This is a genomic window from Streptomyces violaceusniger Tu 4113 (assembly GCF_000147815.2).
GTDB classification, from domain to species: Bacteria; Actinomycetota; Actinomycetes; order Streptomycetales; family Streptomycetaceae; genus Streptomyces; species Streptomyces violaceusniger_A.
The window spans coordinates 5892779-5915880 of sequence record NC_015957.1; the positions used below are offsets into that span (position 1 = coordinate 5892779).

At 71.6% G+C, this 23102-nt stretch carries 20 protein-coding genes; 14 read left to right on the forward strand and 6 right to left on the reverse strand.

What is annotated here, in order from left to right; genetic code table 11:
- Positions 1–110: 110 nt before the first annotated feature.
- Together STRVI_RS24320 and STRVI_RS24325 are read left to right on the forward strand one after the other, a co-directional pair.
- The gene (locus tag STRVI_RS24320) at positions 111–1118 is read left to right on the forward strand and encodes a LacI family DNA-binding transcriptional regulator (protein ID WP_014058282.1); all 1008 of its coding nucleotides are present in this window, start codon (positions 111–113) and stop codon (positions 1116–1118) included.
- A 106-nt stretch (positions 1119–1224) separates the two neighbouring features.
- Positions 1225–3804 carry an alpha-L-arabinofuranosidase C-terminal domain-containing protein gene (locus STRVI_RS24325; RefSeq protein ID WP_014058283.1) on the forward strand — a complete coding sequence of 860 codons (2580 nt, stop codon included), beginning with the start codon at positions 1225–1227 and terminating at the stop codon, positions 3802–3804.
- A 184-nt stretch (positions 3805–3988) separates the two neighbouring features.
- Here STRVI_RS24325 and STRVI_RS24330 read toward each other — a convergent pair whose 3' ends face one another.
- Entirely contained in the window at positions 3989–4228 is a 240-nt protein-coding gene (locus tag STRVI_RS24330; protein WP_014058284.1) for a hypothetical protein, read from the reverse strand.
- Positions 4229–4386: 158 nt separating this feature from the next.
- Between STRVI_RS24330 and STRVI_RS24335 the strand changes: the two genes are divergently transcribed.
- The 9 genes from STRVI_RS24335 (at position 4387) to STRVI_RS24375 (ending at position 14262) form a co-directional block, all read left to right on the forward strand.
- A complete protein-coding gene (locus STRVI_RS24335; RefSeq protein ID WP_014058285.1) occupies positions 4387–5571 on the forward strand; it encodes a sensor histidine kinase in 1185 nt (394 codons plus the stop codon).
- A 15-nt stretch (positions 5572–5586) separates the two neighbouring features.
- The gene (locus STRVI_RS24340) at positions 5587–6246 is read left to right on the forward strand and encodes a response regulator transcription factor (protein ID WP_014058286.1); all 660 of its coding nucleotides are present in this window, start codon (positions 5587–5589) and stop codon (positions 6244–6246) included.
- A 192-nt stretch (positions 6247–6438) separates the two neighbouring features.
- Entirely contained in the window at positions 6439–7083 is a 645-nt protein-coding gene (locus STRVI_RS24345; RefSeq protein ID WP_014058287.1) for a TetR family transcriptional regulator, read from the forward strand.
- Between the two features lie 89 nt (positions 7084–7172).
- A complete protein-coding gene (locus tag STRVI_RS24350) occupies positions 7173–8402 on the forward strand; it encodes a cytochrome P450 (protein ID WP_014058288.1) in 1230 nt (409 codons plus the stop codon).
- Positions 8403–8416: 14 nt separating this feature from the next.
- Positions 8417–8611, forward strand: a complete 195-nt coding sequence (locus STRVI_RS24355) for a ferredoxin (RefSeq protein ID WP_014058289.1) — start codon at positions 8417–8419, stop codon at positions 8609–8611.
- Between the two features lie 182 nt (positions 8612–8793).
- Positions 8794–10398 carry an NAD(P)-binding domain-containing protein gene (locus STRVI_RS24360; protein ID WP_014058290.1) on the forward strand — a complete coding sequence of 535 codons (1605 nt, stop codon included), beginning with the start codon at positions 8794–8796 and terminating at the stop codon, positions 10396–10398.
- Positions 10399–10407: 9 nt separating this feature from the next.
- Positions 10408–11541, forward strand: a complete 1134-nt coding sequence (locus STRVI_RS24365) for an alpha-hydroxy acid oxidase (RefSeq protein ID WP_014058291.1) — start codon at positions 10408–10410, stop codon at positions 11539–11541.
- Complete coding sequence (locus STRVI_RS24370; protein ID WP_014058292.1) at positions 11538–12980, forward strand: cytochrome P450; 1443 nt, start codon at positions 11538–11540, stop codon at positions 12978–12980. The genes STRVI_RS24365 and STRVI_RS24370 overlap by 4 nt, the downstream gene beginning before the upstream one ends.
- A gap of 4 nt (positions 12981–12984) precedes the next feature.
- Positions 12985–14262, forward strand: a complete 1278-nt coding sequence (locus STRVI_RS24375; protein WP_014058293.1) for a cation:proton antiporter — start codon at positions 12985–12987, stop codon at positions 14260–14262.
- 136 nt (positions 14263–14398) lie between these two features.
- On the opposite strand, the gene STRVI_RS24380 is transcribed toward STRVI_RS24375, so the two are convergent.
- The 3 genes from STRVI_RS24380 to STRVI_RS55625 all read right to left on the reverse strand — a co-directional run bounded on the left by STRVI_RS24380 (position 14399) and on the right by STRVI_RS55625 (position 18133).
- Positions 14399–15976 carry a class I adenylate-forming enzyme family protein gene (locus STRVI_RS24380; protein ID WP_014058294.1) on the reverse strand — a complete coding sequence of 526 codons (1578 nt, stop codon included), beginning with the start codon at positions 15974–15976 and terminating at the stop codon, positions 14399–14401.
- 163 nt (positions 15977–16139) lie between these two features.
- Positions 16140–16745 carry a GOLPH3/VPS74 family protein gene (locus STRVI_RS24385; protein WP_014058295.1) on the reverse strand — a complete coding sequence of 202 codons (606 nt, stop codon included), beginning with the start codon at positions 16743–16745 and terminating at the stop codon, positions 16140–16142.
- A gap of 95 nt (positions 16746–16840) precedes the next feature.
- Positions 16841–18133 (reverse strand): helix-turn-helix transcriptional regulator, encoded by a 1293-nt coding sequence (locus STRVI_RS55625; protein WP_014058296.1) that lies wholly within the window; start codon positions 18131–18133, stop codon positions 16841–16843.
- A gap of 154 nt (positions 18134–18287) precedes the next feature.
- Here STRVI_RS55625 and STRVI_RS24395 point away from each other — a divergent pair, with 154 nt between their 5' ends.
- A complete protein-coding gene (locus STRVI_RS24395; protein WP_014058297.1) occupies positions 18288–19196 on the forward strand; it encodes an NADP-dependent oxidoreductase in 909 nt (302 codons plus the stop codon).
- 16 nt (positions 19197–19212) lie between these two features.
- On the opposite strand, the gene STRVI_RS24400 is transcribed toward STRVI_RS24395, so the two are convergent.
- A complete protein-coding gene (locus STRVI_RS24400; RefSeq protein WP_014058298.1) occupies positions 19213–20679 on the reverse strand; it encodes a glycoside hydrolase family 76 protein in 1467 nt (488 codons plus the stop codon).
- An 18-nt stretch (positions 20680–20697) separates the two neighbouring features.
- Complete coding sequence (locus STRVI_RS24405) at positions 20698–21906, reverse strand: glycoside hydrolase family 64 protein (RefSeq protein ID WP_014058299.1); 1209 nt, start codon at positions 21904–21906, stop codon at positions 20698–20700.
- A gap of 249 nt (positions 21907–22155) precedes the next feature.
- Here STRVI_RS24405 and STRVI_RS52850 point away from each other — a divergent pair, with 249 nt between their 5' ends.
- Together STRVI_RS52850 and STRVI_RS24410 are read left to right on the forward strand one after the other, a co-directional pair.
- On the forward strand, positions 22156–22329 hold the full coding sequence (locus tag STRVI_RS52850; protein ID WP_014058300.1) for a hypothetical protein: 174 nt from the start codon (positions 22156–22158) through the stop codon (positions 22327–22329).
- Positions 22330–22448: 119 nt separating this feature from the next.
- Entirely contained in the window at positions 22449–23099 is a 651-nt protein-coding gene (locus tag STRVI_RS24410; RefSeq protein WP_014058301.1) for a TetR/AcrR family transcriptional regulator, read from the forward strand.
- The last annotated feature ends 3 nt before the right edge of the window (positions 23100–23102 follow it).

Consider the following 23102-nt stretch of genomic DNA (forward strand, 5'->3'; position numbering starts at 1 on the left):
CTGCCCTTCTTTGGACCGTTCCAGAACCTTCCCGGCCCACACTGGAAGCCCTGTCCGCAGGGTGTCAACCCCTTTGACAACCACGTCCGCCCTGTGGAACGGTCCAGAACATGAGACCACCGACGATCCGCGATGTCGCCGAACGGGCCGGAGTGTCGAAGTCGCTGGTCTCCCTGGTGCTGCGCGGCTCCGAGCAGGTGCGCCCCGAGAAGCGGCAGGCCGTCCTGGCCGCCGTCGAGGAGCTCGGCTACCGGCCCAACGCCGCCGCGCGCAGCCTCAGCGAGCGGCGCACCCGGACCGTCGGGGTACTCCTGAACGATCTGCGCAACCCCTGGTTCGTGGAGCTGCTCGACGGCCTCAACTCCCAGTTGTACGCGAGCGGTCTGCGGACGCTGCTGGCCGACGGCCGGCTCAACCGGCGGCTCGGCGAGGACCTCACCCACACCTTCACCGAGCTGCGGGTCGACGGCCTGATCGCGGTCGGCACGCTCCCGGACCCGGCGGCGGTGCGCACGGCGGCCGCGCGGGTGCCCACGGTGGTCGCGGGCACCCGCGAGCCCGTGCTGCCCCACGTGGACATCGTCGCGGGCGACGACGAGCTGGGCGCCCGCCTCGCCACCGAGCACCTCATCGGTCTCGGCCACCGGCGCGTCGCCCATATCGCCGGGCAGGGAGTGGTCGGCGAGCTGCGCCGCCGCGGATTCGAGGCGGTCATGCGCGAGCACGGCCTGTCCGGGTCGGCGGCCGTGGAGCAGGGCGATCTGACCGAGGAGGGCGGCTACCGGGCCACGGTCCGGCTGCTGGGCGCGCCGCACCGGCCCACCGCCGTCTTCGCGTTCAACGACATGGCCGGGGTCGGCGCCCTGTCGGCCGCCGAGGAGCTCGGCCTCCGGGTGCCGGACGACCTCTCCCTCGTCGGCTACGACAACACCTATCTCGCGCGGCTGCGCCATCTGTGGCTCACCACCGTGGACAACGCCAACCACGACATCGGCCGTCGCGCCGCACGCCGCCTGCTCGACCGGATCGCCGACCCCGCCCGCCCCGGCGAAGTCGCCCTCACCGCTCCGGCCCTCGAGGTCCGCGGCACGACCGCGCCACCGCGATCGGCCGACTGACCGTCGCGCACCGCCCATTGACGCCCCATCGGTCCCTTGCCTATCGTCCGTCCGAAGTACTGAGCAGTGTCCGATATTTCGAACATTCTGCGGTACAGGAGTCGCCATGCGATCAATGGGACGCATCAGACCGGGCCTCGGCCTCACCCTGAGCGCTCTGCTCACCACCTCGCTCGCCGCCGCCTCGCTCACCGACCCCACGGCCGCCGGAGCCTCCTCCGCGGCCGTGACCGACTACTCGATCACCGTCGATCCGGACCGCGCGGGCCCGGAGATCGACGACGCGATGTACGGCATCTTCTACGAGGACATCAACCGCGCCGCGGACGGCGGGCTGTACGCCGAGCTGGTCCAGAACCGGTCCTTCGAGTACGACACCGCCGACCACGCCTCGTACACACCGCTCACCTCGTGGACCGAGACCACGACCGGCGGCGCCACCGGCACGGCGCGGGTGGTGAACGACGCGGCGCGGCTGGGCGAGAAGAACCGCAACTATCTGCGGCTGGATCTGCGCGGGGACGGCGGCGGCGCCGGGGCGGGATACGGCGTCACCAACGCCGGATACAACACCGGCATCGCGGTCCAGGCCGGAAAGACGTACGACTTCTCGGTGTGGGCCCGCACCGACAACCCCTCGGGCACCCCGCTGACGATCGGGCTGCACACCGCCTCGGGCGCCACCGCGCTCGCCTCGCCGCTGCGCGCCACCGTGCGCGGGGACCACTGGACGAAGTACACCGGGACGCTCACCGCGCGCGCCACGGACACCACCGGACGGCTCGCGGTGACCGCCGGAGGTGGCGGCACCGTCCGGCTGGACATGGCCTCCCTCTTCCCCCGGGACACCTACAAGGGCCATCCGAACGGGCTCCGCAAGGACCTCGCGGAGAAGATCGCCGCGCTGAAGCCGGGCTTTCTGCGCTTCCCCGGCGGCTGTCTGGTGAACACCGGCAGCCACCGGGCGTACGAGGCACCGGACTGGGAGCGCAAGCGGTCCTACCAGTGGAAGGACACCGTCGGCCCGGTCGAGGAGCGGCCCACCAACGCCAACCCCTGGGGCTACAACCAGTCCTACGGCCTCGGCTACTACGAGTACTTCCAGTTCGCCGAGGACATCGGCGCGACACCGCTGCCCGTGGTGCCCGCCCTCGTCACCGGCTGCGGCCAGAACAAGGCCACCGACGACCCCGAGCTGCTGAAGCGCCACATCCAGGACACCCTCGACCTGATCGAGTTCGCCAATGGTCCGGTGACCTCCACCTGGGGCAGGAAGCGCGCGCAGATGGGACATCCGAAGCCCTTCGGGCTGAACCGTCTGGAGGTCGGCAACGAGGAGAACCTCCCCGACGCCTTCTTCGAGCGCTTCACCGAATTCCGCGAGGCCATCGAGGCGAAGCACCCGGAGATCACGGTGATCAGCAACTCCGGGCCCGACGACAGCGGCGTCACCTTCGACCGCGCGTGGGAGCTGAACCGCGCGGCCAAGGTGAAGATGGTCGACGAGCACTACTACAACAGCCCGCAGTGGTTCCTGGAGAACAACAAGCGCTACGACTCGTACGACCGCCAGGGCCCGAAGGTGTTCCTCGGTGAATACGCCTCGCAGGACAACCGCTTCGGCAACTCCCTCGCCGAGGCCGCGTACATGACCGGCCTGGAGCGCAACGCGGATGTGGTGAGGATGGCCTCCTACGCCCCGCTGCTGGCCAACAAGGACTACGTCCAGTGGCGGCCGGATCTGATCTGGTACGACAACGCCGCCGCCTGGGGCTCGACCAGTTATGAGACCCAGAAACTGTTCATGAACAACGTCGGCGACCAGGTCGTGCCGAGCGAGGCGTCCGCCACCCCGTCCCTCCCCTCCGGCCCGATCACCGGCGCCGTCGGCCTGTCCACCTGGGCCACCAGCGTCGCGTACGACGACGTCCAGGTCACCTCGGCGGACGGGGCCACGCTGCTCGGCGACGACTTCTCCGGCGGCGACGGCAAGTGGACGAAGGCCACCGGGACCGGCTCCTGGCAGGTGCGGGACGGCGCGTATGTGCAGTCCGACACCGGTGCCGAGAACACCATGGTCACCGCGGGCGACCGCGGCTGGCAGAACTACGACCTGAACCTGAAGGCCACCAAGCGCGCGGGCAGCGAGGGCTTCCTCATCGCCTTCGGGGTCAAGGACACCGGCAACTACTACTGGTGGAACCTCGGCGGCTGGGGCAACACCCGATCCGCCGTGGAGAAGGCCACGGACGGCGCCAAGCAGACGATGGCCGAGGACGGCACCAAGATCGAGACGGGCCGGGCGTACGACGTGCGGATCGAGGTCCGCGGCCGGCAGGTGACCCTGTACCTGGACGGGAAGAAGTGGGGCGCGTTCACCGATGACAAGGTCGCCGAGCCGTTCCGCCAGGTGGTGACGCGCGACAAGGCCACCGGTGAGCTCATCATCAAGGTCGTCAACGCCCAGGACGCGGCCGCCCGCACCCGTATCGACCTCGGCCAAGGGGTCAAGGTCCGGCGCACCGCGCGGCTGACCACGCTCCAGGGCGACCCGGACGCGGTGAACACCGCCACCGATCAGCCCATCAAGCCGAGCAGTTCCACACTCGACGGTGTGGACACCACCTTCAGTCACACCTTCCCCGCGAACTCCATCACGTGTCTGCGGATCGCGGCGCGGAAGTGAGGTGACCGTCGAGGTGGAGGGCGGGGGGCGCGATGTGATCCCCCGCCCTCGCCGCGGCGGCCGCCGGCCATCTCGGCGACACGCTCGGAAACTTCTCCGGACCTCCGTCTGACCGGCGCCGCCGCGGGAGACGGAGGCGTCGCCGACGCCCGCGCAGCGGTCGGCCTTGCCGGAGTCGACGGCGTCATCCGCGGCTTCGACCGCCGATCGCATCGCCCGCCGCGCCCACCGCCAGGCCGAGGACGACCATCACCACATAGCTGTAGACCGCGTAGCCGTCGGGGACGACGAAGCGGACGAAACCCATGAAGTGGAGCCAGCCCCACCATTCGTGCAGCAGGCCGCTTCCGCCACCGACCACGAGGACGAAGCAGAGCAGATGCGACACGGCGGCGAGCGGGGAGGTGGACTTGGTGGATGTCATGGCCCGAACCTAGGCGGGCCGCCCCGGGCGGCGGATCGGGCACAAGGCGGCGAGACGGTGACCAAAGAACACCGCCCGCCACCGGCGAGTCGTACTTAAGTATCCGCTCGCGGCCACCATCCCCGCTCGCCCGCCGGGTCCGCGTAGATTGCCGGGACATGCGCCGCATCCACCGCACCCGCCGGGACTGGGCAGCCGATCTGGGGCTGATGCTCTTCGCCGCCTGCTTCGCCGCCGCCAGCTCGGATTCCATACCGATCGAGGACGGCCTCGATCCGCTGTGGCGGACCGTCGACCAGGTGATCGGCGGGCTGGGGTGTGCGACGGTCCTGCTGCGGCGGCGGTGGCCGGTGGCGCTGGCGGTGGCGCTGCTGCTGGCGGGCAGCGAGGTGTCGCACTATCTGACCGGTCCGGCGATGGTGGCGGTGTTCACGGTGGCCGCGACCCGGCCATGGCGGGCCACGGCATGGCTGGCGGCGGTGGCCTTCGTACCGCTTCCAGCCTTCCTGTGGCAGCTACCGGAGGTGTCCGGGGACCGGAAGAGCTCGGCGCTGACGTACTTCGCGCTGATCGCCGGGGCCATCGGCTGGGGGTTGTTCCGGCGGTCCCGGCAGCAGCTGATCGACTCACTGCGGGAGCGCGCCGAACTGGCCGAGGCGGACGCGGAGTTGCGGGCCGAGCGGGCTCGCCGGGAGGCACGGGAGGAGATCGCGCGGGAGATGCACGATGTGCTGGGGCACCGGCTGACGCTGCTGAGCGTGCACGCGGGGGCACTGGAGTTCCATACGAAAGCGCCCCGGGAGGAGATCGGAAAGGCCGCCGGGGTGATCCGGGAGAGTGCCCATCTGGCGCTGCGCGATCTGCGCGAGGTGATCGGGGTGCTGCGCGCGGGACCGGCGGAGGACGAGCGGCCCCAGCCCGAACTGGCCGACCTGGCCCGGCTGGTGACGGAGGCACGGGCGGCGGGCGGCCGGATCGAACTGACCGGGCCGCCCGACGGGCCGGCCCCGCCGCCCATGGTGGGGCGGACGGCGTACCGCATCGTCCAGGAGGCGCTGACCAACGCGCGCAAACACGCGCCCGGCGCGGCGGTCACCATACGGGTGGCCGGGGGCCCGGCCGACCGGCTGACGGTGGAGGTCCACAACGCGCCGCCGCCCGGGGCGGCCGCGGACACCGGCGGTGGAGGGGGAGGCGCCGGCCAGGGGCTGATCGGGCTGGCCGAACGGGCCCGGCTGGCGGGTGGCGAGCTGAGGGCGGGTGCGGCCCATGACGGTTTCCGGGTCCGTGCCTGGCTACCCTGGCCTGCGGCGGACCCGGTGTCCGCCGCGGGCCAGGGGTGAGGGAGGACGGCGCGGGTGATCCATGTCCTGCTGGTGGACGACGACGCGATCGTACGGGCCGGGCTGCGCCTGATGCTGGGCGGCGCCCCGGACATCGAGGTCGTCGCGGAGGCCGCCGACGGGGCGGAGGTGGCGGCGCTGGTCGCCGCGCACCGGCCCGATGTGGTGCTGATGGACATCCGGATGCCCGGCGTGGACGGGCTGACCGCCACCGCCGAGGTCCGGGCCCGGCCCGGCGCCCCCGAGGTGCTGGTGCTGACCACCTTCCACACCGACGCGCATGTGCTGCGGGCGCTGCGCGGCGGGGCGGCCGGGTTCCTCCTCAAGGACACCCCGCCACGGGACATCGTCGCGGCCATCCGGACGGTGGCCGCCGGGGATCCGGTGCTCTCCCCCGCCGTCACCCGCCGCCTCATCGAGCAGGTGGCGGGCGGCGGGCAGGAGGACCGGGCCACCGCCGCCCGGGCCCGGCTGGCGCTGCTGGGCGAGCGGGAGCGGGAGGTGGCCCGGGCGGTCGGGGGTGGCCGCTCCAATGCTGAGATCGCCCGGGGGCTGCATCTGGCGCTGCCGACGGTGAAGGCCCATGTGTCGCGCATCCTGACCCGGCTGGACCTCAACAACCGCGTCCAGATCGCCCTGCTGGTCCACGACGCCGGCGAGTCGTACGGCGGCTGACCGGCGCTCCGCACGCCCCGGGGTCTTGGCGCTGGTGCGCGCGGTTCCGATGACCCTGACTTAAATCAGTCGGTTGACTTAACGTGGCCCATGAGGTTGCCTGATCATGTCGATGACCACCCCGGAACCGAGGGAGAGCGTCGTGGATCGAGGGAACGGCGAGCCGTTGCTCCTGCCGGTGAGGTGGTGACCGTGGCGGGCAGGGCCGTACGGCACGAACGGGCCGATGCCACGCGCGAGGCGATCCTGGCCGCCGCAGAGCGGCTGTTCGCCGAGCGCGGGGTGTACGCGGTCTCCAACCGCCAGGTGAGCGAGGCCGCCGGACAGGGCAACAACGCGGCGGTCGGCTACCACTTCGGCACCAAGGCCGACCTGGTACGGGCGATCGCCCGGCAACATGCCGAGCAGGTGGAGCGGTTGCGCAAGCGGCTGCTGAGCGAGATCGGCGACTCCACCGACGTACGGGACTGGGTGGCGTGTCTGGTGCGCCCGGTCCTCGAGCATTTGGCGGAGCTGTCCGGCCCGACCTGGTACGCACGGTTCTGCGCCCAGGTGATGACCGATCCCGCGCTCCACGAGATCATGACCGAGGAGTCCCTGGCCTCTCCGGCGCTGCGGCACACCCTCGAAGGGTTCAACCGGTGCCTTCCCGAGCTGCCGCTCGAGGTGCGCCTGGAGCGCGGCGCCATGGCGCGCAACCTGATCCTGCACATGTGCGCCGAGCGGGAGCGCGCGCTCGCCGAGAACACCGCCACGCCCCGGTCCAGTTGGCACGACGCCGCCACCGGCCTGATCGACGGAATCGTCGGACTGTGGCCGGCGCCCGTCACCCGCTGAGCGCGGCTCCGCACACCAGCGGTCCGTGAGGGCCGTCGGGGGACAACAACGGGGGTTCCACCACACGCCTCAAACGAATTGAGGGAGCGATGACCAGCACAGTGAACCCGTTGGACGAACGCGCCGCGCAGGCCCCGGAGTTTCCGATGGCCAGGGCGGCGGGCTGCCCGTTCGACCCGCCCCCGGGGCTGCGGGACATGCAGCAGGAGGGCCCGCTGGCGAGGGTCAGCCTGTGGGACGGCAGCACTCCGTGGCTGGTGACCCGGTACGCCGATCAGCGGGCCCTGCTGGGCGACGCCAGGGTCAGCGCCGACATCAACCGGCCCGGCTATCCCCGGCAGGCCCCGATGCCGCCCGGAGGCACAGGGGTCAGCTTCATCCTGAAGGACGACCCTGAGCACGCCCGGCTGCGGCGGATGGTGACCGCGCCGTTCGCCATCAAGCGGGTGGAGGCGATGCGGCCCGGCGTACAGAAGATCGTGGACGATCTGATCGACGAGCTGCTGGCCGGTCCGAACCCGGTGGACCTGGTGGAGGCGTTCGCCCTCCCGGTGCCGTCGCTGGTGATCTGCCAGTTGCTCGGAGTGCCCTACGCCGACCACGACTTCTTCCAGGAAAACAGCAAGGTCATCATCAATCGGAACGTCACGCCCGAGCAGCGGTCGACCGCCCATGGGAACCTGATCGGCTATCTGGACGACCTGATGGGCGAGAAGATCGCCCATCCCCTCGACGACCTGCTGTCCGGGCTGGCCGGGCGGGTCACGGCGGGCGAGCTGGCCCGCGACGAGGCGGCGCAGATGGGTGTGCTGCTGCTGATCGCGGGACATGAGACCACCGCGAACATGATCGCGCTCGGCACCCTCGCCCTCTTCGAGCACCCCGATCAGCTCGCCCTGCTGCGCGAGACCGACGACCCCAGGCTGATCTCCTCGGCGGTGGAGGAGCTGCTGCGCTATCTCCACATCACCCACAGCGGGCGGCGCCGGGTGGCGGTGGCGGACATCGAGATCGGCGGGGAGGTCATCCGCGCGGGCGAGGGGCTGATCCTGGCCAATGACATCGCCAACCGGGACCCCGGGGTGTTCGCCGAGCCCGACCGGCTGGACCTGCGGCGTGACGCCCGCCGCCATGTGGCCTTCGGCTTCGGGGTCCACCAGTGCCTGGGCCAGCCACTGGCCCGGATGGAGCTCCAGGTCGTCTACAACACCCTCTACCGCCGCATCCCCACCCTGCGGCCGGCCACCGAGCTGGAGCGGATCCCGTTCAAACACGACGGATCCGTCTACGGCGTCTACGAACTGCCCGTGACCTGGTGACAAAGGAGAAGCTCATGAAGGTGACCGTCGACCAGGACAAGTGCGTCGCTTCCGGCCAGTGTGTGGTCGCCGCGATGGAGGTCTTCGACCAGCGCGACGAGGACGGCATCGTGGTGCTGCTCGACGCCGAGCCCCCGGCCGGGCAGGCCGAGGACGTCCGGCACGCCGCGGCCGTCTGTCCGGCCCTGGCCATCGAGATCCAGGACTGACGACCGCCCTCGGGACCCGTGATGTCGCGGCGGAGGCGGACCCACCCGCCTCCGCCGGCGATCGCACTGGCCTGTTTTCGATGTTGCTGAAGTTGACGGCGGCTCACTAAAGTGGTTGTTGAGACTTAAAGGAAAATTGTCACGGCTTCCCCACGGCATCGCGTTCCTGGAAGGAAGGCACTGTGCACAGCCAATCTCTCCACTTTTCCGACGCTCTTGACTACCTTGTGATCGGCGCCGGGCCCGCCGGGCTTCAGCTCGGGCACCTGTTGGGGGCGGCGGGTCATCGCTACCGGATCCTGGAAGCCGGAAGCAGACCGGGCACCTTCTTTCACACGTTCCCCCGCCACCGCCAGCTCATCTCGAGCAACAAGGTGCACACCGGCATCGACGACGCCGAGTTCAACCTCCGGATGGACTGGAACTCCCTGCTGTCCCCGGATCCCGAGCTGCTCTTCACGCGTTACAGCAAGCGCTACTTCCCTCAGGCCGACGATTTCGTGCGCTATCTGGCCGACTTCGCCGAGACGTTCGACCTCGACATCGCCTATGACACCCGGGCGGTACGGATCCGCCGTGACGACGACGGCTTCACCGTCACCGACCAGCACGGCGGCGACCACCACGGCCGCCGGCTGGTGATGGCCACTGGAGTGAGCCTTCCCTACATCCCCGATGTGCCCGGTATCGAGACCGCCGAGAACTACTCCATGGTCTCGGTGGATCCCGACGACTTCATCGACCAGCGGGTCCTGATCCTCGGCAAGGGCAACTCCGCGCTGGAGACGGCCGACAACCTCATCGAGACGGCCGCCGTCATCCATGTGGCCGGCCCGCACTCCCTGCGGCTGGCGTGGAAGACCCACTACGTGGGCCATCTGCGCGCCGTCAACAACAACTTCCTCGACACCTACCAGCTCAAATCGCAGAACGCCCTGCTGGACGGCAATGTGCTGTCGGTCGAGAAGGAGCCGGGGGACGGCGGCCGGTACCGTGTGCGGTTCGGCTTCTCCCGGGCAAACGAGGTCGTGAAGGAACTGACCTACGACCGGGTCATCGTGTGCACCGGCTTCCGCTTCGACGCCTCGCCGTTCGACCCCGAGTGCCGCCCCGAGCTGGTCATCAACGACCGCTTCGCGGCCCTCACACCGGCGTACGAGTCGGTCAACATACCCGGCCTGTACTTCGCCGGCACCCTCACCCAGCAGCGCGACTTCAAGAAGTCCACCAGCGGCTTCATCCATGGATTCCGTTATGCCGTACGCGCGTTGAGCCGCATCCTGGACGAACGCCACCATGACCGGCCCTGGCCGCACGAGCCGCTGCCCACGGATCCGTCCGAGCTGGCGGACGCCGTGGTGGCGCGGGTCAACCGGAGTTCCGCGCTGTGGCAGCAGTTCGGCGTGATCGGCGACCTGCTGGTCACGGTAGACGGCGGCCAGACCCAATACCACGAGGAGGTGCCGGTCGCCTACGCCCACGAAGGCCCTCTGACGGCGGGCGCCGACTACTTCCTCATCACTCTGGAGTACGGCCCCGACCACGACCAGGTCGACCCTTTCGACATCACGGTGCGCCGGGCGGCGCAGAACTCGGTCGGGGACGCCCTCGACGCCTCCTATCTGCATCCAGTGCTCCGCCACTTCCGGAGCGGTGAACTCCTCGGCACCCACCACATGGCCGAGAACCTGGAGAACGAGTGGAACCACCCGAAGGTCCACCACGCCCCGCTGGTCGAGTTCTTCGCCCGTGAGCTGGATCCGCAACCCACCGGCGCGGGGCGGTGACACCGCGTCATGCTGATGACCGTCCAGGACTTCGAAACCGCCGCCCGGACGAGACTCGATCCCGTGCACGCCGACTTCATCGCCGGTGGCGCGGGGGACGAGATCACCGTACGGGCCAATGAAGAGGCGTTCCGGCGGCTGCGGCTGCTGCCCAGGGTGCTGCGCGGCAACACCGAGCGGGCGTGGGACATCACCGTGCTGGGCAGCCATGCGCGGACACCGATCCTGCTCTCACCGACCGCCTTCCACAAACTCCTGCACGAGGACGGGGAGTTGGCCACCGCACGCGCCGCCGCGGCCGCCGGCGCGATCATGATCGTGAGCATGGCGTCCACGGTGGCCGTGGACGACATCGCGGACGCCACCCGTGGCGCCGGAGAGGACGGCGATCCGGCGCCCCTGTGGTTCCAGCTCTACCTCCAGCCCGACCTGGAGTTCACCCGGGCCCTGGTGCGGCGGGCCACCGACGCCGGGTGCACCGCGCTGGTGGTCACCGTGGATTCCCCGGTGCGCGGCGCACACGAGCGCGACCTGCGCAACGGCTTCCTCGACCTGCCGGACGGGCTGCGCTGCGAGCACATGGTCGATCCGCGCGAGGGCGGCCGGGTGCGCCCGATCGCCATGTCACCGGAGATTTCCTGGGATCATATCGACTGGCTGCGCGGCATCACCTCGCTGCCGATCCTGCTCAAGGGCGCCCTGCACCCCGAGGACGCCCGGCTGGCGGTGCGCCACGGTGTCGACGGGCTGCTGCTGTCCAACCACGGGGGCCGTCAGCTGGACACCGTGCCCGCCACGATCGAGCTCCTTCCCGATATCCACGCGGCGGTCGCCGGACGGATCCCGATCGTGCTGGACGGCGGTGTGCGGCGGGGCACCGATGTGGTCAAGGCGCTGGCGCTCGGCGCGTCCGCCGTGGGCATCGGCCGGCCCGTGATGTGGGCCCTGGCCGAGGGCGGGGAGAAGGGCGTGCGGCGGCTGCTGGAGCTGCTGCGCGAGGAGTTCGACCACGCCCTGGCGCTGTGCGGCGCCTCCGGTGTCCAGGACCTTACCCCCGACCTGGTGCGCGCCCCGGCCTGGGGACCGCCGCCGCTCCCAGGCGTCGGCGCGGACGCCGGCCGGCCCGGTGGAGTGGTCTCATGAGCCGCGTCGGACGGCCGGTCGCCGGCGCGGCGGCCGTGGCGCTGACGGCCAGCCTGCCGTACTGGCTGCCCCGGCTGGTGATCGCCCTGCGGGTGCGCCTCTTCGCCCGGGTCAATGGCGAGGAGGGCATTGCGGCGCCCGGCCGTGAGGTGCCCGTCGAGGAGTTCAAGCGGGTCTACGGGCATCCGGCCGCGAACGGCCGCAGCCGCGGCGCCGCCCTGTCCGATCTCTTCTGGTACTGGCTCGCCCCCGGTCCCGAGGTCCACCAGGAGCATCTGGAACCCGGCCCCCGGTACGACGACGTGGCCAGGACGACCCGGCAGATCCTCGCCGGGCTCTCCCGGGAGCGGTGGACCGAACTGGTCGGCCGCTGCACCCGGCGGGTGCTGGATGAACTCGACGAAGGGACCGGCGGGTACGGCGCCCGGGAGCACCGGGTGAGACTGCGCGATCTGATGATGCCGGTGTGGGCCGAGGTCTACTACGAGGTGGTCTTCCGCGAACCGTGCCCACGCCACGTCCGGGACCTCATCGTCGGCAACGCCGAGGACGTGGTCAGCGCCCTGAAGTGCACCAGCCTGCGCCATATGGACCGGCGGGAGCGGCTCACCGCGTATCTGCGCAAGCGGCTGGCGAGCGCTCCCCCGCCGGTGCCGCTGCCGTCGCTGCTCACCGAGCGGGAGCGGGCGTACTACCTGCAGGGCACCTTCTTCAACACCGCCGTGGTACAGACGTCGGAGGCGATGGCCCATCTGCTGCTGGCCCTGGCCACGCACCAGCCGGTCCAGGAGCGGCTGCTGTCCGGCGAGAAGGACGCCGACTACCTGGACCATGTCATCAACGAGACGCTCCAGCACTTCCCGCTGTTCGGCGTCGCCCACCGCATCACCACCGGGGAGATCCCCCGGGCCGGGAGACCCCCGATACCGACGGGCTCGGTCCTGCTGTTCAACTACCCCGAGTATCAGCGGTCGGGAGCCACCTCCCCTCACCGGTTCGACCCCGGCCGCTGGCTGTCCGCGGACACCCGGCCCGCCGCCTTCATCCCGTTCGGCGTGACCGCCAACCGGCCCTGCCCGGCCCGTGGTTTCGCCGTACTGACCATGCGGGTCGCGGCCGAGGAGGTCCTGCGGCGCTTCCGGCTGGCGTCCACGGCCGAGCACACCCGGTCGCTGCCCAGCCGCGGCCCCTGTCTGCTGATCCCGCATGCCACCCGGCGGACCCCGGTGGCCTGGGGACCGGCCAGGCGGGCGGCGCGGCTCGCGGGGATGCGGCTGGGCGACCGGTGGGGGGCGATCCCCCGCAGCCTCACCCAGCTCGTGCTCGGTGGCTACATGGTGTGGGACGCCCGGCGCCAGGGGCTCTGCCGGAACCACTTCGCCACGGCGTCCGCCGACTCCGCCGCACCCGCCGTCGCCGGCAGTCGACGAGGAGGGTGAGACGATGACTCCCACAGAGCTCGCCCCCGCCTTCTTCATCGCCGCCGTGGTGATCCTGCTGACCTGCCGTCTGGTGGTGCTGGTGACGGGCCGGTTCGGCCAGCCGCCGGTGGTCGGGGAGATGATCGCCGGCGTGGTGCTCGGCCCGTCGCTCTTCGGGCTGGTGGCGCCGGGCGCGTCGGACGCGGTCTTCCCGCCGGAGCTCAAGCCGGTGCTGTACGTGGCCGGGCAGATCGGCCTGGTGGCCCTGATGTTCCACGCGGGCTACGAGTTCCGGGCCCACGCCGGGAAGGGGCTGGCCGGAACCGCGGTGGTGATCTCCTCCGCCGGGGTGGTGATCCCGCTGCTGCTGGGCGTGGGGCTGACCCTCGCGTCCCACGACCACGTCCCCATCTTCATCGACGGGGTCTCGGTCTGGGTGACCGCGGCCTTCGTCGGGGTCGCCCTCGCCATCACCGCCTTCCCGATGCTGGCCCGCATCATCACCGAGCGGGGGCTGTCCGGGACCCGCTTCGGCTCACTGTCCCTCGCCTCGGGGGCCACCGATGACGCGGTCGCCTGGCTCCTGCTCGCCGGGGTGCTGAGCGTGGCCTCGGAGGAGTCCGGGCCGATCGTGAAGGCGCTGGGCGGTTCGCTGGTCTTCGTAGCCGTCCTGCTCCTGGTGGGGCGGCGTCTGCTGGCATGGATCGTCACCAGGCCGGGGCTGAGCGACGAGACCCGGCTGATGTTCACGGTCGCGGTGCTGTTCTGCGGCGCCTGGTTCACCGACATCATCCAGCTCTACGCCGTCTTCGGGGCGTTCTCCGTCGGTCTTGCCATGCCCCGCCACGAGGCGTCGGAGCGGGTGGTGCGGACCGTCCAGGGAGCGACCCAGGTCATCTTCGTGCCGATGTTCTTCACCTACTCCGGTCTCAACACGCGCTTCGACGTGTTCGCCGACCCGGCCGTGATGGCCTTCGGCGCGGCCTGCGTCGTGGTCGCGTCGGCCGGAAAGTTCGGCGGCTGCTGGGCGGCCGCCAAACTGTGCGGGGAGCCGAGTGCGGTGGCGGTCAGGATCGGCGCCCTGATGAACGCGCGCGGGCTGATGCAGCTCATCGCGCTCAACATGGGGCTGTCGGCCGGGATCGTCGGTGATGAGCTGTTCGCGGCGCTGGTCCTGGTGGCCCTGGTGACCACGGTGATGGCGGTGCCGGTGCTCAGCTGGCTGGACCGCCGGGACGCCAAGTCCCCGGCGGCCGGGGAACCGAGCGGCGCCGCGGCGGCGGTGCCGGCCGGGAGCTGAGCGCCGCCTCCGCACGGGAGACGTCCCGGCATGCCACGTGCATGCCGGGACGTCGTGGCGCGTCAGACGGGGTGGACGGCCCGACCCGGCTCGGCGGGGACCAGTGCTCCCCCGCCGAACGGGCGGCCCCGTACCGTCACGCCGTCTCCGGCGGGCCGGTGACCCGCGACAGCAGCGCCCGCTTGTCCGGCTTTCCGCTCGGCGCCACGGGCACCTCGGCCACGACGGTGACGGTGGCGGGGACACTCGCCTCCCCCAACTCCGCCGCGACGAGGGCGCGCACGGCGTCGAGGTCCGGTTCACGGCCCCCCGCCGGGACGACGAAGGCGTGCGCGGCCTCGCCGGTGCGCTCGTCGGGCGCGCCCACCACATATGCCTGGTCGACATCGGGATGGGCCGCCAGCGCCCGTTCGATCGCCCCGGCGTAGTGCACGATCGCGTTCACGATGACCACGTCCCGCGCGCGCCCGGTGAGCCGCAGAAAGCCGTGGTCGTCCAGGTGTCCGACATCGCGGGTGCGCACCCACCCCGCCCGCAGGATCTCCCGGGTCTGCTCCTCGTCCTTCCAGTAGCCCGCCATCGCGGAGTCGGTGCGCACCCATATCTCGCCGGTGGTCCCGGCGGGCACCGGCCGCCCCTCGGGGTCGCGGACACCGATCTCCACCCCGGACCACGCCCGGCCCACCGAGTCGTACACCTGGTCCGGCCACTCGGTCATGTCGTCCGGGGTGAGCAGGGTGAGCATGCCGGTCTCCGTCTGCCCGTACCCCTGGTGGACCACCGGGCCCAGCCGCCGGGCCGCCTCCGCGAGCCGGTGCGGGGCGAGCGGGGACCCGGCCACGAGCAGCACCCGGAGGCTGCCGGTGTCGACGCGGTCGGTGCGCAGGACGTCCAGCACATGGTGCAGCCGGGGCACGGTCATCAGACACGCGGTGATCCGGTGGCGCTCGAAGACCTGAGGGAAGACGAGCGGCGGATCGGGGATGACGGCGGTGCCGCCACCCAGCAGGCAGACCCCGAGATGCTCGAAGATCACCGCGCTGGTCAGGGTGCCGAAAAGCAGGTATCGCTCATAGCCCGCCGCGAGCCGCGCGGTCCGCTCGGTCCAACGCGCGGGCTGCCACCCCCAGTTGAGGGCGAGCGAACGGTAGGTCTGCGTACAGCCCTTGGGGCGTCCGGTGCTGCCGCTGGTCAGTGTCACCATGGCGATGTCGTCGGGACGGCCCTGGGCGGTCAGCTCCCCGGTGGCCTTCGGGTGGGCGTCCAGGAGGTCCGGCCCCAGCCGCAGCACGGTCACCCCGCCCGCCGCGTCCAGCAGCTCGGGGGTCGCACCGGTCTCGTCGGCCACCAGGGCGTCGATTCCATCGGAGAGGACGTACACGAGATGGGCCGGGGTCATGCCGGGCCGCAGCCCGGTCACCCGGCAGCCCAGCAGGTAGGCCGCCATGAGCACCGCGAACCCCTCGGGCGTCACATCGGTGGCCACCGCGACCGACCGCCCCGGGCCGAGTCCGGCCGCCCGCAGCCCGTCGGCGCACCGGCCGATCAGCTCCAGAACCTCGCCGCGGGAGAGGACGCGCGACCGGTGTTCGAAGGCTGGCAGCTCCGGCCGTGCGCGGAAGGCGTCGATGAGGGCCTGGGGGAAGGGCGCCGGGATGGGCTCGGCGTCGCCGTGGGGGGCTCTGTGACCGGACGCTCCGGTTAACGTGTCCATGTGCGGCTCCGTTCGGGGGGTGTGCCCACTGGGACGGGGTGGATCACCCGACACGATACGGCGGCGCGGGCCCGCCCGAGCCGGAGTTCGGGATCATAGGCGGCGGCGTGGCACACCCGGCGGCGTCCGCCGCTCCTCCCGGCGCCCGTACCCCGTCACGCGGTCATTCACCACGCCAGACGTTGTCGAAGGCCGCTTCCTCGATGGCCCGCCGCTGCCGTTCGGCTTCCAGCTCCATCACGGCGTCGTTGACGGCGGCGAGCACGGTCACGGCCGCGTCGCCGGCCGCACCCGCGGCGTCTCCGGCGGGCTGCTCACGGACGCCGATGGCCGCCGCGAGGGAGGCGAGGACGGGCTCGTCCGAGGCCCAGCGGTCCATCGCGTGGCGGCGGGCGGCCGAGTCCACCGGCACCGCCTCACCGGCGCGGAGCGGCAGCCAGCCGTGGCGTCGCCGGGTGATCTGTCCCGCGGACTCCAGGGCGTCCAGATAGGCCGGGGACAGACCGCGGCCTCTGCGCCACAGCCAATCGCCCACCGGCTCGTACGGCGGCCGGCCGACGAACGACGACGCGGCCTCGTCCAGCAGGCGGTCCCCGGTCGGCGGGCACAGGCCCGGCACGATGCGGTCGTCCTCGATCCCGAGCGCCTCGGCGTCGAGGAGGTCGATCAGCTCGGCTCCCGCGAGCGCGAGCGACAGATCGCCCCGCTCCAGAGGGCGCATGGGCGCCACGTCCAGGGTGACGATCAACAGGTCCCGCGGTGTGGTCATGAAGCGCTCCGCTCGCCGTCCCTCAGCAACGATACGTCCCAAGCGCGGGGCTGTCCGCCGACGTGTCCTGCGGTGTCCGCCCTGTCACCGGCCGCTCAGGAGCCGGTCGCACCCCACGTGTGGGCCAGCGCGGCGGCCTCGCCACGCGAGGTGACCCCCAGCTTCTCCAGGATGTTCGCCACGTGGAACTTCACGGTCGACTCGCTGATGTGCAGCTCCTGGGCGATCTGCCGGTTGCGCCGCCCGCGGGCCAGCCGCTCCAGCACCTCCAGCTCGCGCGCCCCCAGGACGTACAGCGGATCCTTGCGGGCCGGCTGCGGCGGGCCCAGCGGCACGGTGGCCGTCACCAGGGTGCCCCACTCCGGGACCGCGTCCACGTCCAGCCGCCCGCCCAGCGCGGACAGCCGCTCCCCGACCCGGCGGGCGTCCAGCGCGGTCCGCCTCAGGACGCCGGGGCCGTCGTCCCGTACGGTGGCACGCAGCTCGCCGTCGCCGACCTTCCAGCCGACGTGGACGCGGCGCACCGGGTGCGGCGCACCGTCCTGGCCCGGTCCCTGCTCGTCGAGCATGGCGTGCACCACGGCCCGCACCACCGCGCGGGCCGTATTGGCCACATCGGCGGGGAGCAGCCGGTCGGCGCCCTCCTCCGTGCCGGGCGGGCCCAGGTCGAGCCGTACGGCCAGGCCGCGCAGCACCGGGCGGAGTGACTCGGCGAGCCGGGCGAAGGCATCGCCGGCCGACTCCTCCACCAGCGCCTGATCCCGGTCGGTCCGGTCACGCAGTTCGGCCAGGGCGGTGACGGCGAGGTCCACCGCGCGGGCCCGGGCGGTCGGGTCGTCCAGATCGCGTCGGCGCAACACGCCGAGCAGGGCGGACAGGGCGGCACCGTGGGCGTCCACGAGCTCGGCGATGGCCGTGGCCCGGGCCGCGGCCGCGGCCCGCGACTGGGCCAGCGTCCCGGGGACCGCCTCCACCGCCATCCGGTCGCGGTGCGCGGTCACCAGGTCCCACAGGGTTCGGGCGGCCGCCACGGACCCGGCCGGGACGGGGGTCTCCTCGGTGATGACGAGGACGAGCAGCGCGCCCCGTTCGGTGGCGTCGCTGTACAGGGCCAGAACGGGCACCTCGGCCCCCGCCATCCGCGCCCGGCCCTGCCAGCTTCCCTCGGCGCGCGCCGCCGGGGAGAGGGCGGCCATCTCGACGGTGGTGATGGCCGATCCGGGGTCGCCGGGCGGGTGTCCATGGGTCTTGAACGGTGAATGCGGGCAGTTGCCGGAGAGCTCGGCCAGCGCCCGGTGCGGAATCGCCTCGGAGAGGGCATCCGACAGGCGCGGCAGGATCTCGCCCAGGGGCGCCCGGATCACATCGACTGCGGCCGTGAGGTCCATGTCCGTCAGCGTAATGGGCCCTCCTCGCGGCCCCGGCCGTTCCTTCGGCCAGGCGGAACTGGCCGAAGGAACGGCCGGGGAGGGGCATGTCCCGGCCGAGGATGGCGTTGTCGCTACAAACGCCCCCTTGACGGGGCTGACGGGAGTGAGAGAGATGAAGGCGATCGTCTACGCGGAGTACGGCGGCCCCGAGGTGCTGGGGCTGAAGGAGACGGAGGAGCCCCATCCGGGTCCCGGGCAGGTGCGGCTGAAGGTCATGGCCGCCGGCGTGAACCCGATCGACTACAAGATCCGCCGTGGCTGGATGCCGCAGATGGGTCCCGCCGCGTTCCCCGCGATCCCCGGTACGGAGGCGGCCGGGATCGTCGACGAGGTCGGCGAGGGGGTCACCGGTTGGTCGGTGGGCGACGAGGTGCTGGGCTGGACGGACACCGGCGCCTACGCCCCGTACGCCCTGGCCACCGATGTCGCGCCCAAGCCCGCCGGGCTCGACTGGGAGACGGCCGCCGCGCTGCCGGTGGCCACCGAGACCTCGGCACGCGTCCTCGACCTGCTGCGGCTCGCGGAGGGCGAGACGCTGCTGCTGCACGGGGCCGCCGGTGCGGTCGGCGGGGTCGGCGTCCAGCTCGCGGTGGCCCGGGGCGCCACCGTCATCGGCACCGCCTCCCCCGCCAACCACGACTATCTGCGCTCGCTCGGCGCGATCCCCGTGGCGTACGGCGAGGGTCTGGCCGAGCGGGTGCGCGCGGTGGCCCCGGGTGGTGTCGACGCCGTCTACGACGCGGCCGGCCAGGGCGCCCTGCCCGTCTCGATCGAGCTGCGGGGCGGCACGACCGACCGCATCGTCACCATCGCCGACCCCACGGCCGCCGATCTCGGTGTCACGTTCTCCGGAGGCGGCGGCAACCGCCCCCTGGAGGCCATCGCCGGCTACGCCCGGCTCGCCGCGGAGGGCGGGCTGCGGGTGCCCGTCGTGCGGAGCCTCCCGCTCGCGGACGCCGCCGAGGCCCATGAGCAGAGCGAGACCGGCCACAGCCGCGGCAAGCTCGTTCTGCGGCCCTGATGGGCGCTGCCCGCATCTAGGGGGCCGCGTTCAGCAGGTCGAGTGCGCTGTGCTGTCGCGCCGCGTCGGTCTTGTCCAGCGGTCCTGACCAGCGCAGTCCGTACTGGTCCAGGGCGTTGCGGTCGGCGGCGTAGGCGCGGTCCGCCTGCCGTTTCAGATACGCCGTGAAGGGGTGGTCGGGCAGGGCCGCGTCCAGCTTGGCCAGCCCCCGCACATGGGCGCCCTTGAACGACGGGCCGTCGGCGCCGCAGTCGCCGGTCTCGCAGGGGTCCCTGAGGATGCCGTCGGCCGTGTTGAGCTGGGACGACGTGGTGGCGGCGGTGCCGATACGGCGGGCCGCATCCAGCACGGCACCATCACCCGTGGCCTTGTGCAGCTCGGTGAGGCCCCCGAGCAGAACGCCCTGGTTGTAGGACCAGACCGCTTGGCCGTTGTTCTTGCAGGTGCCCAGGTCGATGCCGTCGTTGACCAGGTTCGAGCCGTTCACCATGCCGGTGCCCTGGAACCAGCTCCACTCCGCCTTCGCCCGCTGGAGATAGGCGGTGTCGCCGGGGATCCGGTTGTGCAGGGCGGCGTTCAGTTGGAGGTAGAGGGAGTTGGCGATGGCGTTCTTGTAGGTCTTCGCGGTGCTCCACCACACGCCGCCGCCACAGGTGGAGTCCCAGTAGGAGGCCATGTAGTCGGCGTCGGCGCGGGCGGTGGCGAGATAGCGGGAGTCCCCGGTGAGGTCGTAGGCCGCCACCCAGGCCAGGCCCCACCAGCCGGTGTCGTCGATGTAGTCGTTGCGGAACTGCCCGCCCTGCGCACCGAGGTTGAGGTCATAGGTGCGGGCGATGGCGTATTCATAGCTGTGCATGCCCGTGACGCGGATGTTGTCGATGACGGCCGTGAGGGCGTTGGCCGAGTTCCACCAGCCGGTGGTGGAGAACAGCCCGGTCCCGTAGGAGTAGAACGCCATCTGCGCGGTGGCGGCGGCCGTACGGCGGTCCCACGCGTTCCAGGTCGTACGGGCCCAGGGCGTACAGGCGATGTCGGGGCGGTCACCGGCCTTGCCGCAGGCCCGCAGCGCGCCGACGCCATGGGCGCCCCAGTCGTCCACGTTGTACATGAGGGTGCGCCAGCCCCGCTGCCCGGACGGGACGGCGGTGTTTCCGAGGCGGCTGCCCGAGGACCAGCTCCGGCCGCCGTCGAACGAGCGGTCCAGCCATACCTCGTCGCCGGGGCTGCCGTTGTCGATGGAGGCCCAGCCCATCGCGTCGGCGTCGTCGAAGTGCAGGGCGATGGACCGGGAGAAGAGGGTGGCGGTGACGGGGTTGCGGCTCTGCGGGGCGAGCGCCGGGTCACGGGCGTCGCAGTACTTGTTGCAGATGGTGGCGGACGGCGCCGCCTCGGCCGTGGCCGGGAGCAACTGAGGGGCCAGCAGGGCGAGTGCTCCGGTGGCGAGGGCGGCCAGGCGGGTGCGCAGCGGTCTGGTGCGTCTCATGCCGTGCCTCCTGCCGGTCTAGTTGAAGGGGTCCAGGGTGATGGACGCCTGCTGCGGATTGCCGTCGTGGACGAGCGACTCGTGCTGGCCGACGTCGTCGAAGGCGAAGGCGTACGCCTTGCCGTCGGCCATCTGGGCGTGGATCGCACGGGCGTAGTGATTGGTCACGGCGTCGGTGTAGAACCCGGCGTCACTGGTGTCGGGCTGGTTGGAGTTGGTGAGCAGGGTCGTGCGGTTGTAGCCGGCGCACAGGGTCCGCGAAATCGGGCCGCGCACCTCGTCGTTGGGTGCGTCCAGGCGCTTGTAGCAGCCGAAGACGGAGTCGGAGTCCGGCTTCTGGAAGCTGGTGACCACGGCTCCGGCGCCGTTGGTGAAGTTCATGACGTCGCCGGAGACCCGACCGAAGTACTTGGTGTTCGGCCGGTCGGCGAAGGGCGTGACCGTCAGGGTGGAGCTGGTGTACTTCTGCCACACCCGGTTGATGTAGTTGTCCATCGTGTTCGCGGGCAGGCCGCCCGCCTCGATGCCGTGCCCTGGCGCGAGGGCCCGCAGGAGGGTGCCGTCCGGGCGGGTCTGGATGAGGCCCGCCCAGCCGCCCGGCTGGGCGCGCAGTGCGTTGAAGACGCCGTTGTAGCCGCCGGGCTTGAGATGGCCGGCGCTCTTCACGCCGCCGTCGCCGCCCTGCACGCCCACCACGTACGGCGCGGAGAACATGTCGACCTGGGTGCTGTTGATGTACAGGCCGGAGTCGTCGAGGGTGAACTCGCTCCAGTTGAACAGGATGTTCCTGTTGGGATCGGAGGGGTTCTGCACGGCGGGCTGCACCAGGCCGCCGGTGGTGAGCCGGAAGTCCAGCTTCTGGCCGTAGGAGAAGTAGACCCGGCCGGAAAGCTTCGGGATGCGGATCGTCAGGGCCTGGCCGCCCGCCGGACCGGCGATCGACGCGTCGGGGGCCGGGGTCGGCGGGTTGCCGCCGGCGGGCCAGGGGTGGAAGGTCCCGGAGGCGTCGGCCCAGCCCTGCTGCCCGGTCGAGAGCAGGGTGCCGATCGTGTAGACGTAGATCTGGTCGCCGCGCCCGGAGTTGTTGGTGAACTTCAGCGGGATCGTGCTCGGCACGGCCGTCCGGGCGGACGCCTCGGGGGCCAGCGCGGTCATGCCCAGGGCGAGCAGCAGGGCTGATGCCCAGCAGGGCAGGGTCCGGAATCGGGTGGAGACGCGTCTGGACATACATCACCTCTCGCGCGGCGGCACGGCCGCGTCAGCGGGGGGAACGGGGGGCTCATGGTGCTGAGGGTGCGGGGTCATCATGGCAGTGAACATGACACTGGTCTAGACATACTCATGTACATACCGACATCACGGCCAACATCACGACCGACATCGGCGCATGGCCGCCCGCCGACTCGGCCGCACTGCGCCAACCTGGACATCCAGGCGTAAAATCGACATCGTCCGCACTAGGAGCGGAGGCATCACATGACCGAGCCAGCCCCCTCCCACACCGAACACAAACGGGAAACCGGCCACCCGGACGTGCCGTGGACGACCCCCTCGCAGGCCGAGGGCGAGCGCGACGACGAGCGGGACACCGGCCACCCCGACGTACAGAGGACGACTCCCTCACAGGCCGAAGGGGAACGGTGGGATTAGCCACCACCCCTCTCGGCACCCGGGCCCGCCTGCCGGTGATCTCCCACCGGTCGGCGGGCCCAGCCATGCGGGCGGGCGGAGCGGACCTGGGCGGCGACTATCCTGACCGGGGAGGCGAGATGGCACGCGCGACACAGACCGCCGGGACGAGCGGCACCGACCGACCGGCACCACGCCACCACGGCAACCGCCACGGGCGCAGCGAGCAGGCCCGGCTGGCGGTGCTGAACGCGGCGGACGATCTGCTGGCCGAGAAGGGTTTCGCGGGCGTCACCATGGAGGGCATCGCCACCCGGGCCGGGGTCGCCAAGCAGACGATCTACCGCTGGTGGAGCGCCAAGACCGACATCCTCATGGACGCCCTTCTCCAGGATGTGGCCGAGGACCTGCCCGTGCGCGACCGCGGTGATCTCGCCCTGGACCTGCGCAGTTATCTGTGCGACCTGGCCGGGTTCCTCAGCGCGTCCGACGCCGGCGCCGTATTCAAGGCCCTGGTCGCCCAGGCGCAGCACGATCCGGCGTTCGCCCGGGACTTCCGGTCCCGGTACCTCGACGACCAGCGCCGCCGCGACCGCCTCCCGCTGGAACGGGCCATGGAGCGCGGGGAGTTGCCGCCCGGCCTGGACCTGACCGCCGAGACCGACCAGCTCATGGGCCCCCTCTACTACCGGGTGCTGGTGACCGACGAACCTATCGGCCAGGACTTCACCGACCGGCTCGTGGACGCCTTCCTCCACCGCCACGGACTGACGCCACCGGCGAACGGCTGACCG